The organism is Methyloprofundus sp., from assembly GCF_965251085.1.
GTDB lineage: Bacteria > Pseudomonadota > Gammaproteobacteria > Methylococcales > Methylomonadaceae > Methyloprofundus.
This window is the reverse complement of sequence record NZ_OZ252594.1, coordinates 1,516,100-1,529,194: the sequence shown is the minus strand read 5'-3', so window position 1 is coordinate 1,529,194 and position 13,095 is coordinate 1,516,100. Positions and strand designations below refer to the sequence as shown.

General features: G+C 42.5%; 13 protein-coding genes. 4 read left to right on the top strand and 9 right to left on the bottom strand.

Translation table 11 applies throughout. From position 1 onward, the window contains the following. Positions 1-123: 123 nt before the first annotated feature. A complete protein-coding gene (gene lpxB, locus ACQY3F_RS06945) occupies positions 124-1,269 on the bottom strand; it encodes a lipid-A-disaccharide synthase (protein ID WP_428354169.1) in 1,146 nt (381 codons plus the stop codon). A 253-nt stretch (positions 1,270-1,522) separates the two neighbouring features. Here lpxB and ACQY3F_RS06940 point away from each other — a divergent pair, with 253 nt between their 5' ends. Beyond that, positions 1,523-2,065: a DUF2058 domain-containing protein gene (locus ACQY3F_RS06940; RefSeq protein WP_428354168.1), complete on the top strand. Its 543-nt coding sequence runs from the start codon at positions 1,523-1,525 to the stop codon at positions 2,063-2,065. A gap of 395 nt (positions 2,066-2,460) precedes the next feature. Here the strand turns inward: ACQY3F_RS06940 and lnt are convergent, their stop codons facing one another. Then, positions 2,461-4,029, bottom strand: coding sequence for an apolipoprotein N-acyltransferase (gene lnt, locus ACQY3F_RS06935; protein WP_428354167.1), 1,569 nt, complete (start codon positions 4,027-4,029; stop codon positions 2,461-2,463). Positions 4,030-4,311: 282 nt separating this feature from the next. Continuing rightward, a complete protein-coding gene (gene lpxD / locus ACQY3F_RS06930) occupies positions 4,312-5,361 on the bottom strand; it encodes a UDP-3-O-(3-hydroxymyristoyl)glucosamine N-acyltransferase (protein ID WP_428354166.1) in 1,050 nt (349 codons plus the stop codon). Positions 5,362-5,759: 398 nt separating this feature from the next. On the opposite strand from lpxD, the gene ACQY3F_RS06925 reads away from it, so the two are divergent. Continuing rightward, positions 5,760-5,927: a DUF2934 domain-containing protein gene (locus tag ACQY3F_RS06925; protein ID WP_428354165.1), complete on the top strand. Its 168-nt coding sequence runs from the start codon at positions 5,760-5,762 to the stop codon at positions 5,925-5,927. Positions 5,928-6,099: 172 nt separating this feature from the next. Here the strand turns inward: ACQY3F_RS06925 and ACQY3F_RS06920 are convergent, their stop codons facing one another. Beyond that, a complete protein-coding gene (locus tag ACQY3F_RS06920) occupies positions 6,100-8,424 on the bottom strand; it encodes a heavy metal translocating P-type ATPase (protein ID WP_428354164.1) in 2,325 nt (774 codons plus the stop codon). A 73-nt stretch (positions 8,425-8,497) separates the two neighbouring features. Further along, entirely contained in the window at positions 8,498-8,710 is a 213-nt protein-coding gene (locus tag ACQY3F_RS06915; protein WP_428354163.1) for a heavy-metal-associated domain-containing protein, read from the bottom strand. A 132-nt stretch (positions 8,711-8,842) separates the two neighbouring features. Between ACQY3F_RS06915 and ACQY3F_RS06910 the strand changes: the two genes are divergently transcribed. Then, positions 8,843-9,289, top strand: coding sequence for a rhodanese-like domain-containing protein (locus ACQY3F_RS06910; RefSeq protein WP_428354162.1), 447 nt, complete (start codon positions 8,843-8,845; stop codon positions 9,287-9,289). Between the two features lie 4 nt (positions 9,290-9,293). After that, complete coding sequence (gene hflD / locus ACQY3F_RS06905; protein ID WP_428354161.1) at positions 9,294-9,935, top strand: high frequency lysogenization protein HflD; 642 nt, start codon at positions 9,294-9,296, stop codon at positions 9,933-9,935. Between the two features lie 51 nt (positions 9,936-9,986). Here the strand turns inward: hflD and ACQY3F_RS06900 are convergent, their stop codons facing one another. From ACQY3F_RS06900 to ACQY3F_RS06885, 4 genes are read right to left on the bottom strand one after another with little or no spacing between them, the layout of a single operon-like run. Then, positions 9,987-10,547: a DUF1415 domain-containing protein gene (locus ACQY3F_RS06900; protein ID WP_428354160.1), complete on the bottom strand. Its 561-nt coding sequence runs from the start codon at positions 10,545-10,547 to the stop codon at positions 9,987-9,989. Between the two features lie 9 nt (positions 10,548-10,556). Next, a complete protein-coding gene (locus tag ACQY3F_RS06895) occupies positions 10,557-11,342 on the bottom strand; it encodes an MlaA family lipoprotein (RefSeq protein ID WP_428354159.1) in 786 nt (261 codons plus the stop codon). Positions 11,343-11,356: 14 nt separating this feature from the next. Then, a complete protein-coding gene (locus ACQY3F_RS06890) occupies positions 11,357-11,974 on the bottom strand; it encodes an ABC transporter substrate-binding protein (protein WP_428354158.1) in 618 nt (205 codons plus the stop codon). A 7-nt stretch (positions 11,975-11,981) separates the two neighbouring features. Beyond that, positions 11,982-13,094 (bottom strand): glycosyltransferase, encoded by a 1,113-nt coding sequence (locus ACQY3F_RS06885; RefSeq protein ID WP_428354157.1) that lies wholly within the window; start codon positions 13,092-13,094, stop codon positions 11,982-11,984. Position 13,095: the final 1 nt, after the last annotated feature.

The window sequence follows — 13,095 nt, the reverse complement described above, 5'->3', positions numbered from 1 at the left end:
TCTTTTTGTCCGTCATTAGCACTCTATCAATAGTTACGTAGCCAGCTATGCGCCTACTGCTACAGCACTAATGACAAACATAAATTCTGCCCAAATATTGGACACTTATTTATTTCCAGGTGCCTAATCTTGCAACATTTCCAGTGCCAATTCAGCCATATTCTCCGAACCACCACCCTCTCCTACTTTTACTTTTACTGTCTGTAATCCCTCACGGATTGTCTGTGCATATTGTTTATCTTGTAGCAAATGCAGTATTTCCTGAGCCAGATTTTCAGGTGTTGCAGCATATTGGATAAACTCTTTTACAACGGATTTCCCGGCAATAATATTAGGCAATCCAATAAACTCGGTATCCACCAGTATTTTTGCCAATAGGTAGGTAATCGTAGAAAGCTTATAGGCAACCAGCATAGGCACTTTCAGTAGTGCAATTTCCAAAGTCGCAGTACCTGATACCGTCATCACCGCATCACAGCATTGCACAGCATCATGAAACTGACTTTTAATGCTTTTAACCTGAATATTCGAGTGCTGAAAAGAGGCTTGTAATAGTGCATCTGAAACAGAATCAGCCTGTGGCAACACAAACTGCACACCAGGTATGGCTTTTTGAATCAATTCAGCGGCCTGTAACATAATCGGCAACATACGGTTTATTTCATCGGTACGGCTTCCTGGCAATATACCTACTACGGGCTTATCGCCATCAAGAGCATAAGCCTTGAAATCCTCTTCTCTACTGCGCTTTGCATAAGCCGTATCAACAGAAGGATGCCCTACATACCGCACCGGCACATTTTCCTTTTCATAAAACGGCACTTCAAAGGGAAATATAACCGCCATCATATCGATAACTTTGCCATACTTCACCACCCGCCCAGGACGCCAGGCCCAGATTTGCGGACTGACATAAAACAGTACTTTAATTCCCTGTTGCTTAGCGAAACCTGCCAGTTTGAAATTAAATTCCTTGTAGTCTATACAGATCAGCAAATCAGGACGTTGCTCCAGCAACAAGCTCTGCATGGCATTTAAGGCTCGTTTGATCTCGGCATAGCGTTTAATAACCTCTATTACACCTATAACCCCTATATTAGAAGAGTCATAATTTATCTCTATCCCGGCTTCGGCCATTTTCTTGCCGCCCATGCCGATACCCTGTATATCCGGACTGCGTTTTTTTAATTCAAGAAATAAATTTGCGCCATGCTGGTCGCCTGAAGACTCTCCAGATACCAGCATAACTTTCTTGGACGATTGACTCATATAAGGTATGACTCCAGTACTATTTAAATATAAAATACGCTTAATCCTAGAAAAATCAGCTGCTCACGTTTTCTAGCACAAGCTCTTGATTCCACCGCACTTGCAAAATGTCCGCTTAAGCTATGAGTGAAGCGGACATTTTTTGAAAGTGTTATATTAATTCAATATCTTGCACTATAAATTCGCGCTCAACTGATTTTTCCAGGTTAACCCAATTACCAAAACCGATCAAACCTCTATAAAGGCAATAAGTATGGCAATCTCATTACAAGACCAGCTTTTAAACTCAGGTCTTATTAAGAAAGATAAGGCAAATAAAGCAAAAAAAGAAAAGTATAAACAATCAAAGCAACAACGCAATAGCAAAACCGAACAAACCGAAGAAGCCACCCTGCTTGCACAAAAGTCTCTGGCCGAAAAACAGGCAAAAGATCGAGAATTAAACCTGCAGCAAAAAAACCAGGCTGAAAAAAAAGCGGTTGTTGCGCAGATCAAGCAACTGATTCAGCTCAACATTCAAGCTAAAGATGAAGACGGCGTTGCGTATAATTTCTCGGACAATAATGTCGTTAAAAAGATTTATGTTAATCAAGCCACATTAAAAAACATTACTAACGGTAAATTAGCTATCGTTAAATATGGTGCTAGCTATGAACTAGTCCCTGCTCAGGTAGCCGAAAAAATCAAACAACGCGACGGCAGTTTTATTCTGGTTTTAAATGACAAAACCGAAGATGACTTAGCAACAGATGACCCCTATGCTGACTTCCAGATTCCTGATGATTTAATGTGGTAAGGAGCGAGAATTCAATAATACCCGAGTCTGACTTGTTCCTGCCTACGCAGGAATGACGTTTCTTTTGACTCCACAGTCGCACTAGAAAAACAGTTACGTAGCCTGCCAAGTGCCTGCGTAAACACATTTAACAATTCTGTAAATGGGTAGAACGTAGCATCGGTTTTTTAGGTGCGTAGAGACTCGTGAGAGCGCGCAGCGAAACCCATCAGTCCCACGTAAAATGATGGGTTTCGCAAAAAGACGCTCTACCCATCCTACGCATAACCTTAACAAAAAAATGTTAAAATAATTATGCCTCCATACTTATGCCGCTGCTTTCCTAGCACGCCTGTGCTGCCAAAATCCTGCGTCATACTTGCGGATATTATTAAACCCTCGCTCCTAAGCCCGTTTTACATAGCGATTTTTTTGGCACGCAAGCGATAGCCATTTAACAGCAATAATAGCGATAAACCGATCAACAAACCCGGCATTAATGCAAAATAACGCTGATAAAAAGTCGCTTTAGGCTGGATTAGATAAGGCACGCTATATAAGCCCGCCCACGCTTGATGCATCGGTGATTGCTCTAATACTTCACCCGATGCCAACACGACTGTTGAAATCCCGGTATTAGTAACCCGCACCAGCGGCCTGCGGATTTCTACCGCTCGCCCTAGTGTCATATACATATGCTGGTAAGGCTCTTGCCAGGTGCCATACCAGGAATCATTGGTAACATTCACTATAAACTGCGCGCCTAAATCAGCCAGAGATTTAGAAAAATCCGGATATAGGCTTTCATAACATATTTGCGGACCTATTTTATACTCCTCTAAAGCAAGTAATTGCGTAGGCCCCTGACCACGACCAAAATGTCCAACCATGGGCAACCATTCACGAAATACCGGAAATTTCTCCTCGCCAGGAATGTACTCGCCAAAAGCTAGTAAAATGGTTTTACTGTAATACGGTGATTGTACCTTTCCCTTTTTATCTATAATAAACAAGGAATTAGTAATCAAGCCATTGTCGGGATCTTTCGCATAAGCGCCGGTAATTAATGCAACTTCGCGCTGCTTAATATATTTGATCAGTTGTTGCGCATAATAGCTACCCTGATATTCAGGATTTAATAACGCAGGAAATGCGGTTTCAGACCAAAGAATAAAATCAATTTTATTGTGCGCATATTTTGCCAAGCCTTGATCAGTAGCAGTCTGATATTGATCTATTATTTGCTCATAAAACCCACGGCCAACTTCAGCCGCGACCTTCTCGGCATTACCTATATTTGCCTGTACCAGCAGAGTATTAAAAGTAGCATCAGGCATAGGTAGCCATGCTTTAGCGCTTAAGCCAAATGCATTCAAAGCAAGAAAGGTGATAACCACACGGGTCAATACAACACGCCCCTGTTTATCTTGTCTTTTCTGCCAGGCAAAATACAGCGGGACATTTGCCAGTACTGTCAACATACTTAAGCCGCTAAAACCTATATATTCAGCCAGTTGATAGACAGGAATTTGCGCACCATACCAGGAATAACCAAAATTCCATTTAAACAACATGGGCATTGCCCATAAGCATAAAGCAGTGAACAAGCCCATAACCAGAATAGACTGCCAGCCGGTGTAGAGCTTGAGTGATCGTCCGATAAACCACAACGCGCCAGCTACCGATACAAATAAATGTGCAAACAAGGCAAATAAAATCATGCCCAATACGGCGGCAACCCACGGGACCTGGGCAAATTCATGCAATAAATAAGTAACCCAGTTAAAACCGATCAGGGAAAAAACAAAGCTACATAAAACACCGCCTAGAATGACGTTTTTCAGCCGTGTTTGCTGTTCCCAGAATATCCATAAGGGGATAAAACCAAACATAGAAGCCCAGGGAGGGAAAGGAATATAGCTAGTACCAATAAAAATGCCTGATAAAACGGGCAATAGCCACAGGTTTGTTAAAAATTGTCTCATTTTTGTGTGATTAAGATTTGCGCGGGATTACTTGAGTATTGGGATGTTTTCTATCTAGTTAAGGATTGTGCAGTAAACAAATTAGTCAACCTGGAAGCCGGGGCTTTACTTGTTGTAGATTTTATTTCGTGCTCATTCCTATGCAGTTTATGATTTTATTTTTTACCATGAAGGACATGAAGGTAATGAAGAAAAAATATTAGGGGTAAGGTGAGCGAAAAAGTAAATCAGCACAAACTTCAAGTTCTTCATGCCCTTCATGGTAGAAATAAACAGCCTTTTTTATTCCTTATCTAGACGAGATAGCTTTTGCTCTACTTCTGTTAGGCGTTTTAGAATATTTTTAACCTGGCCTAATAAAGCTGGTAATTTAGGGATGCTGGCCATTTCACGCATTACTTGTTTTATAGGTCGATTCGGTGCTCCCCAGACGACTTGATCAGCTTGTACATCTTTGGAAATACCGGTTCTTGCCGCCGCGGTTGAACCATCGCCCATGGTGATATGATCAGCTATCCCTACCTGCCCCGCTAAAGTCACACGTTTACCTAGTGTAACGCTACCCGATAGGCCCACATGGGAAACAATAATACAGTGCTCACCGATATCGTTGTTATGTGCAATCTGCACCAGGTTATCAATTTTCGTGCCTTTACCAATCCGCGTCATACCAAAGGTGGCTCTATCAATACAGCTGTTGCAGCCTATTTCTACATTGTCTTCGATTATTACTCCGCCAAGTTGCGGCACTTTCTTCTGTTGCTGACCATCCCAGAAATAACCAAACCCTTCCCCACCGATTACCGTACCAGCATGAATAATGACGTTATGGCCTATCTTGACTTTGGACAAGATAGTTACATTCGGACCAATCTGACAGTGTTCCCCGATAACCACATCATGCGCAATATGTGTATTTGAATCTATACTGGTATTAGCACCAATCTTGACATTTTCCTGTATATATACATGCGCGGCAATGGCAACAGATGCTGCGATAGCAACTTGGTTTTCAGCAATAGCGGCAGTGGGATGAATACCCGAAAACTTCGCACCGGAGTCATCAAACATCATCATTATGCCGATAAAAATTTCTTTCGGCTTAGCAACTTTTAATATATTTTTACCCGCTAGGTCAGGAAAGCTCTGCGGCACTATTAAAATCGATGCGTTACTCTGTTGTGCAATTGTCAGATACTTGTCATTTTCTGCAAAAGCTATTTCACCGAGCTGTGCTAGCTCTAATGAATTGACTGCATTGACTACAGAATTAGCATCGCCGAAGATTTCACCACCCACTTGTTGTTGAATATCCGTTAAACGCATTTGCATTTTATTTTCCTTGGTAAATATAGACTTCGCGTGGACATAGATGCGAAAAACATAGTGAGCTGATTTTTGTCGATAGCAAAGCCTGCCCCGTACTTGATATGGGGACGCTGAAACTAGCGCATAGCTGGCTACTTAACTGTTTTAGCAACATAGCCATCGGCAAAAACTTCAGCCGCTAGAAATCCGCATCTGTGACCGCGCGAAGTATATACCGCTAAAAGCTTGAAAAAAGCCCTAAGCGTAAGTTATCATTAATCATTAGCCTAATGCTGATAACTATTTTACAGGTAAACTTTAGATTATGTTATCTGTACTATGCTGATTAATTCAAGAAAGGGGTTTGCCTGCTGTGGCCCTGCAATTAGTTCACACATTAACCATATACTCACATATATCATATGATTGAAGATCAAACACAAAAATGGATTTCTGATGCTGCTTATTTCAACTCTTTAAACCGTGACACCAAACCAGGACAGGACGTTAAAGACTGGCTAGCGGCTGAAAAACTGTATTTTCAACTGATGAAAAAAAGAGTTAAAACAGGCTTAGTTAAGATAAATTGAAGATTGCGGCTCTAATTCTACACAGCTAAATCAAGAGTCTACTTCTTCCCTGTATATTGCACAGGGAAGAAGATATACTTCGCGCAAGTGATGCTCTATTGATAGCCTTTGCGGTGCTTGCGAAATACAGAAAAAACAGCACAACTCCGTATTCAACAAAGCTCCATACGGGCTACGCTAAACTCTTTTTAAAAGCCTCGAACAATTCTAAAACCTGTTCTTTATAACCTTTCTTCTGCTCAGTCCCTAAGTCCATCCAGCGTAAACGGTTCGCATTGGCAACCACGGTTACTGAAGACATCGCCATCGCCGCACCGGCGATCATAGGGCTCAACAATATCCCAAATACTGGGTATAACAATCCTGCAGCAATGGGTATGCTGAGTGAATTATAAATAAAGGCGCCAAATAAGTTTTGCTGTATATTCGCAACCGTTGCTTTGGAAAGCAGCATCGCTTCTGGCACTTTTTGTAGTGAACCTTGCAAGATCACAATATCCGCACTTTCTATTGCTACATCCGTTCCAGTACCAATGGCTATGCCCACGTTGGCCTGCGCTAAAGCAGGTGCATCGTTGATACCATCACCAACCATACCGACAATCTGTCCTGCTTGTTGCAACTCTTTAACTATCGCAGCTTTGTCTTCCGGCAATACTTCTGCACGCACTTCGCTGATTCCTGCTTGTTTCGCTATGGCAGCGGCAGTGGCTGCATTATCTCCGGTTACCATAAGCACCTGCACGCCCTGATTCTGCAATTGCTTAATGGCTGCTGCAGAATCTACTTTAATCGGATCAGAAACCGCTATAATTCCCGCGATAGCATTATCAACCGCCAGTAGCATCGGGGTTTGACCCAGCTCAGCAAGGCTCAGCATTTTACTATCAAAGGCTTCATAGGCAACGCCTTTTTCCTGCATTAAAGCGACATTACCAAATAACACAGCCTGATCTTTAATCATCGCAGACACGCCATGCCCTGATACAGCGACAAATTGTTTAGCGCGGGCTAATTTTAAGGACTTTTCTTCCGCAGCACGGAGAATTGCAGACGCCAAAGGGTGTTCAGAATTTTTCTCGATACTGGCGGCTAATTGTAAAATATCGTCTTGAGTATAATCACCTGTTGTTTCAATAGTTGAAACTGTCGGCTTACCTTCGGTCACCGTACCTGTTTTATCAAGTACTAAAGTGCTGATTTTTCCTGCTACCTGTAAGCCATCACCATTACGGATCAGAATACCCGATTGTGCCGAACGGCCTACAGCCACCATGACTGAAATTGGCGTTGCCAATCCTAAAGCACAGGGACAGGCGATGACTAATACGGTCATCGCAGTGACAAAGGCATATCCTAATGCAGGTTCAGGCCCCCAGGTATTCCAGATCAAAAACGTCAATACAGAAATACAAACCACCACGGGCACAAAAATACTGGCGATCTTATCGGCCAATTTTGCTAATTCAGGTTTACTGCCCTGAGCCTGACGGACACTTTTAATAATTTGCGCCAGAGCGGTATCACGACCTATGCGCGTTGCCTGATACAAAAAGCTACCTTGCTGATTCATGGTACCTGCGGCAACACTAGCGCCGAGAATTTTTTCTACCGGCAAAGACTCTCCGGTTAACATGGATTCATCAACCGTAGAGTGACCCTCTATTAATTCACCATCTACAGCAATTTTTTCACCCGGACGCACTCTCAGAGTTTCACCTAAGCCAACATCTTCAATAGGGATATCCAGCTCTTGTCCGTCTCTGACAACTCTTGCAGTACGTGGTTGCAGACCGATCAAGGCACGAATCGCGCTGGAAGTTTTGCCGCGTGCCTTGGTTTCCAGAGCGGCACCAAAATTGATAAACGCAAGAATAATGATCGAAGCTTCGAAATAAGCATGCGCGGATAACGAGGGTAAATATTCAGAGTAATCAATCACTACGCAGGAATATAGCCAAGCGGAACCGGTACCTAGAGCAATTAAGGTATCCATATTAGCCTGGCGTACAAGTATAGATTTCCAGGCACCAATAAAAAACTGTCCACCGGAATAAATCAAAATAGCGAGGGTAATCAAGGCGACTTCAGGCCAGAACCAGTTTCCTGTTTCCGAACCTATATCAGGCACTCCGCCAAAATGCCCTATGATCATTAGCGGCACACCAAATACCGCAGCAACCGTCGCTTTGCGCATTAACTGCCGATAGCGCGCCATTTCCTGCTCTTCCTGTTCGGCAGGGTCTTCAAAGCCTTCCATGACAGCACCGTCATAACCTGAATTTATAAGTGATTTTTTTAATAAATCAGGGTCAACTTCACCTTTTACTATGGCCGAATGGTCAGCAAAATTCACTGCGACGGACGTTACTCCTGTAACCGAGGTTAATGCAGTTTCCACCGCAGCCACACATCCCGCACAGCTCATACCTAATACAGATAAGCGAATTTCTGCTTCACTACTCTGGGCATCTTTTGGGTTATTTTCATCGCTCATAATAATTCTCTCATTGCGTTACAGACCCGAGAAGAAGACAAGCTAAGGTCTACTCTAAAATCATCGTAAGAATTTAATCTACAACCGTAAAACCGGCATCTTCGATCAGCTCAATAACACCCTCTTCTTCTAGCGTAGCTGTATCAAACTCAACTTCTACCCAGTCTTCACTGTGGCTGGTATCTACAGATACAATACCGTCTTTACCTGATAATGCCTGCTTAATCGTGTTTTCACAACCACCGCACTTCATTCCAGTTACTTTTAGCTTTACTTTTGTTGTCATTAATAGCTTCCTAAAGTTGATTATAAGTTAACTGTATATCATACTCGACTAATAAACATTAATCATGATATAAATTACCTTGAAATATACATCTGCTTAATAATTTTTTCTCTTTTTTAAAAATATCAGTCCATGCTTAAAAAAAATCTCATTCTGCACTCATTCATTCTTTACATGGTATTCTTCAGCAATATACTTGGCGCTGCGGATCTAACTAATTTAACCCCCAGCGAGGTCAATAGTGGCCTGGGTAAAGATGCCATTATTATTGATATTCGCACACCACAGGAATGGCAGAAAACCGGCATAATCCCGGGCAGTCACCCACTTAGCTTCTTTGATCCAAACGGCAAATACAATACTCAACAATGGCTTGCAGAAGTGCAAAAATTACAATCCACACCTGATCAGGAAATAATATTGGTCTGTCACTCAGGTGGCCGTAGTGGTAGAGTAGGGACTCTTTTAAGCGAAAAACTGAACATGTCTAATGTATCGCATTTACAGAATGGCATCACCGGATGGCTAAAAGAACAACGCCCTACTGAAAAAGCGTGTACTCCTACTCAAACTTGCTAACTCTATGTCTTTCAAAACTATAACCTACCAAACAATTGCTCTTGCTGGCATAGCCCAGGCTACCTATCTGGTACAACAACTGGCAACAACCGGGAAAGCCGATAAAGAAGCTATGCAAGCCAGCTTAGGTAGTTTATTAGCGCTAGAGCCAGAAAACCCTGTAGATATCTATGGAGGGCTTGCAGGTGTAAAGCTAGGCCTTGAACAACTACAACTGCAATTCAAAACCCACAGTGTACCTAATACTGAAATAGCGCGCTATGCTGCGTCTCTCGTCTTTTTAGAAAGTAATTTTTCTGCCAATAAGGAAATGCTTAAAACCGTACGCAATAAGATCAAAGTAGCCAAGGCACAAAGTGAACATTTTGGTATCGCACATGAAAACGTGACCGCCAATCTAGCTGATATTTATCACACCACCATTAGCACCATTAATCCACGCATTATGGTCAACGGCGATCAGACCCACCTGTCCTCACCTCAAACTGTAAATAAAATCAGGGCCTTGTTATTAAGTGGCATACGTTCCGCCATGTTATGGAAGCAATGCGGGGGAAGTCGCTGGCGTTTTATATTTTTTAGAAAAAAAATGCGTAGCGAAATTGATTTTTTATTATCCGAGCTAGAATCTAAAAAGATTGCCTAACTGAGTTCTTATACTTCGAATAGCGGACTGAAGTCCGCTCTACATGGGTAATCAATCTTTATTAGACTGCAAAGCTTGTTCTAACAGGCTTTGCATTTTCTCAACACCCATTTCCCGGGCAAGCCGGACATTATTCTGAGGAATATTTTCAAGGTTTTTATATTGCTCTAAAGCCGCCTCTATACTCGCCTCTCTCAGCAAGTGAAATATAGGATAAGGCGCACGATTAGTATAATTGGCAGGATCATCTGCTGCGCTATCAGCAAAACAATATTCAGGATGAAAACTGGCTAATTGATAGACACCCTCATAACCCTGCTTATGCATCTCATCATCGGCAATTTCCAGTACATCCAGAAAATTATCAAAATCCTGTAAGGAGCTAGGGAAAATAAGTAATGTCGTGGCTATGTCACTTTGGATATCTAACCTGTCAACCTCAAGCATTAGATCTTCCAGGCAATATTCCAGCGACTGCGCATCACTCACCTGAAAATGAATTTTTCCTTGCTCAAAAACCGGCCTGGCAAAGGGGCAAAAATTTAGCCCTATAACAACGTGCTCTAACCAGTACCGCGTTTGCGCAATGACCTCTTTAGTCTGAATTATCATCGCCCCTATTTACAGTTTAATATCTAAGTCTTGTTGCAATAAATCCAGCTCTTCATCATCAAATAACTCGTCGTCCAACTCAGGCAACAAAATATCCTCTGCTGAGTTCGCGCCTTCGGTTATCTGGTAATCACGCCACTGTCTATAAGAAACACGCATAAATAAGTAGGGATCAACCGCTGCTTCATCAATAAAACTTAAAGACTGATCAGCATTCGAGCGAGAATTCAGTAGGTCTAATACTTGTAAAGGCCAAATCAGATAACTCACTGGGCTAGCAGCAGCATCAACGACCTTACCCGGAATACCTCGATAAGACGAAGGGCCTAATACCGGGATAACCACATACTCTCCACGAGGCACGCCCCAGACCGCCATGGTCTGCGAGAAGTCTTCTTCGTGATATTCAATTTCCGCATAACTGGCGACATCGATCAAGCCACCTAAGCCCAGCAGTGAATTGATAACAAAGCGTTCAAAGTCATCACCTGCAGGTATTCCTTTGCCCTGCAGGGCATCATTTACAACAGTTCTGGGTTCTTTGAGATTGGTGAAAAAGTTGGCAACAGTCGTGCTTAAGAAATCAGGAAGAGCAAATTGATAAACCGTAACCAGAGGCGAAGAAAAATATTTGTCTACACCTTTGTTAAATCCATATATCTTACGGTTTACATTTTCATGCGGGTCGTCAAGATTAATGACTGCTACTGTTTCTGGTTTACTGGTACTGGCACAGGCGACGATTTGTAGAATACAGGCAACAGCAATAAGACGTAATAGTTGACGAATAATCAAAAGCGAATTGTGTGTTAATTAGAAAATTTTTCAATTTTAACAGAAATCTCCGCTAATAGAGCATCAAAACCTGATTTTTGTATTACTGCGACATACTCAGACCGCTTTAAAGCAAGATCACTGACGCCATTAGTGATGATATTAATTATGCGCCAGTTATCACCGGTTTTTTTCAACAGATAGTCCATACTGACATCTTTATCATCAGGAAGCACTAAAAATGTATGTACATAAATTTGCCCCGGCGACAATTGTTTGGCTGATTCAACTTTAAAACTTTGTCCCGAGAAACCATTAAAATAATGCGCATAAGAAGCAATACTTAAGGTGCTAAATTTACGAATTAGCTCTTTTTTCTGTTCGATAGTTAGCGTTTTCCATTCTTTGCTTACTACGATACGGGTAATTTTAGTGAGGTCATGACTCTTTATGACTGCGGGTTTAAATACTTCAAAGCGTTGCTCAAAAGTAAGCTTGTCACCCTGCTGCATAACATTCAGTATCACGCCCTGAAAGTCTGTTACCACTTTTGTTGCCGCTTTTATTTCAGCATCTTCGGCAACTTCAGCAAACCCTGCCGAAGTGAAGCAAAATAAAAAAAACATCATTATTACTTTTCTAATTGGCATCATTGTTGTTTTAACCTTTCTGATAAATTCGACCTTTCCAGCGTGAACGCTCACCTCGCCAATAGCGCAAAGCTGAAGTCCAGGTCATTAACAAATACAAACCAGCTATTACTGGCATACAAAAAGCCCACGCACTATTGAGTGCATAAAAACGCAGGGTAGGCAGATACAGTGCCAGCATGATTAACATAGCTAACACGGCAAATAACCAGGCAAGCCCGGTAAAAAAAATCACCCCATACAAGGGTAACAAATACATCAGCGACATCAAGACAGTACAGACCAGCAACAGGCTATTGGAATAAAAAAGCTGCGTATAAGCAGTTCGCGCAACCATATCCCAAATTTCTCTTAAAGAAACATAAGGACGCTGACTAATAACGCTGTTCGTAAGACCTACCCAGGTTTTATAACCTGCCTGTTTGATTTTCTTGGCCAGCGTGCAATCATCAATCACGGCATCTTTTATAGCAGCCATTCCTCCAATTGCATGCAGCGCCTGGGTATCCACCAGAATGCATCCACCCGCAGCAGCAGCCACTTTACTGTCAGGCTTATTTGCCAGTGCAAAGGGGTAGAGCATTTTAAAAAAGTAAATAAATGCCGGCATCAGCATTTTTTCCCAGAAGCTATCGACCTTCAGCATTGCCATCAGGGAAACAAACTGCAAACCTTCCGCATCACGTTTGGCTTTTAGAGCCGATACAATGCCTGGCTTTAGATAAATGTCGGCATCCAGAAGCAAGGTTAGCGACGTTTGCACTACCTGCAAGCCTTGCTCCTGCGCCCAGAGTTTACCTGTCCAGCCTGCAGACAAGGGTTTAGACTGGATAATCTGCAAACTCTCCAGACCTACCTGCCGCGCGATTTGTGCTGTACTGTCATGCGACTCATCATCGACCAGCAAAACATGCAATCCCTGCCCTTGCTGCTTTAAACTCTGCAAAGTCTCGGCAATCACTTCAGCTTCGTTCCGCGCCGGAATAAGCACGGTTATATCGCTTAAGTCAGCAGCGAGATGGCCATCAGTCTCTAATACTTCTCGGGTGCGCCAAGGTTGCCAGGGAAGTAATGCGCTCAGCACCCAGATAAATGCCGCCAGACCGCTTAATACTTCAGTCATG

Coding starts and splice junctions, on each gene's coding strand:
- lpxB (WP_428354169.1), bottom strand. CDS start 1,269: ATGAGTCAATCGTCCAAGAAAGTTATGCTGGTATCTGGAGAGTCTTCA.
- ACQY3F_RS06940 (WP_428354168.1), top strand. CDS start 1,523: ATGGCAATCTCATTACAAGACCAGCTTTTAAACTCAGGTCTTATTAAG.
- lnt (WP_428354167.1), bottom strand. CDS start 4,029: ATGAGACAATTTTTAACAAACCTGTGGCTATTGCCCGTTTTATCAGGC.
- lpxD (WP_428354166.1), bottom strand. CDS start 5,361: ATGCAAATGCGTTTAACGGATATTCAACAACAAGTGGGTGGTGAAATC.
- ACQY3F_RS06925 (WP_428354165.1), top strand. CDS start 5,760: ATGATTGAAGATCAAACACAAAAATGGATTTCTGATGCTGCTTATTTC.
- ACQY3F_RS06920 (WP_428354164.1), bottom strand. CDS start 8,424: ATGAGCGATGAAAATAACCCAAAAGATGCCCAGAGTAGTGAAGCAGAA.
- ACQY3F_RS06915 (WP_428354163.1), bottom strand. CDS start 8,710: ATGACAACAAAAGTAAAGCTAAAAGTAACTGGAATGAAGTGCGGTGGT.
- ACQY3F_RS06910 (WP_428354162.1), top strand. CDS start 8,843: ATGCTTAAAAAAAATCTCATTCTGCACTCATTCATTCTTTACATGGTA.
- hflD (WP_428354161.1), top strand. CDS start 9,294: ATGTCTTTCAAAACTATAACCTACCAAACAATTGCTCTTGCTGGCATA.
- ACQY3F_RS06900 (WP_428354160.1), bottom strand. CDS start 10,547: ATGATAATTCAGACTAAAGAGGTCATTGCGCAAACGCGGTACTGGTTA.
- ACQY3F_RS06890 (WP_428354158.1), bottom strand. CDS start 11,974: ATGATGCCAATTAGAAAAGTAATAATGATGTTTTTTTTATTTTGCTTC.
- ACQY3F_RS06885 (WP_428354157.1), bottom strand. CDS start 13,094: ATGACTGAAGTATTAAGCGGTCTGGCGGCATTTATCTGGGTGCTGAGC.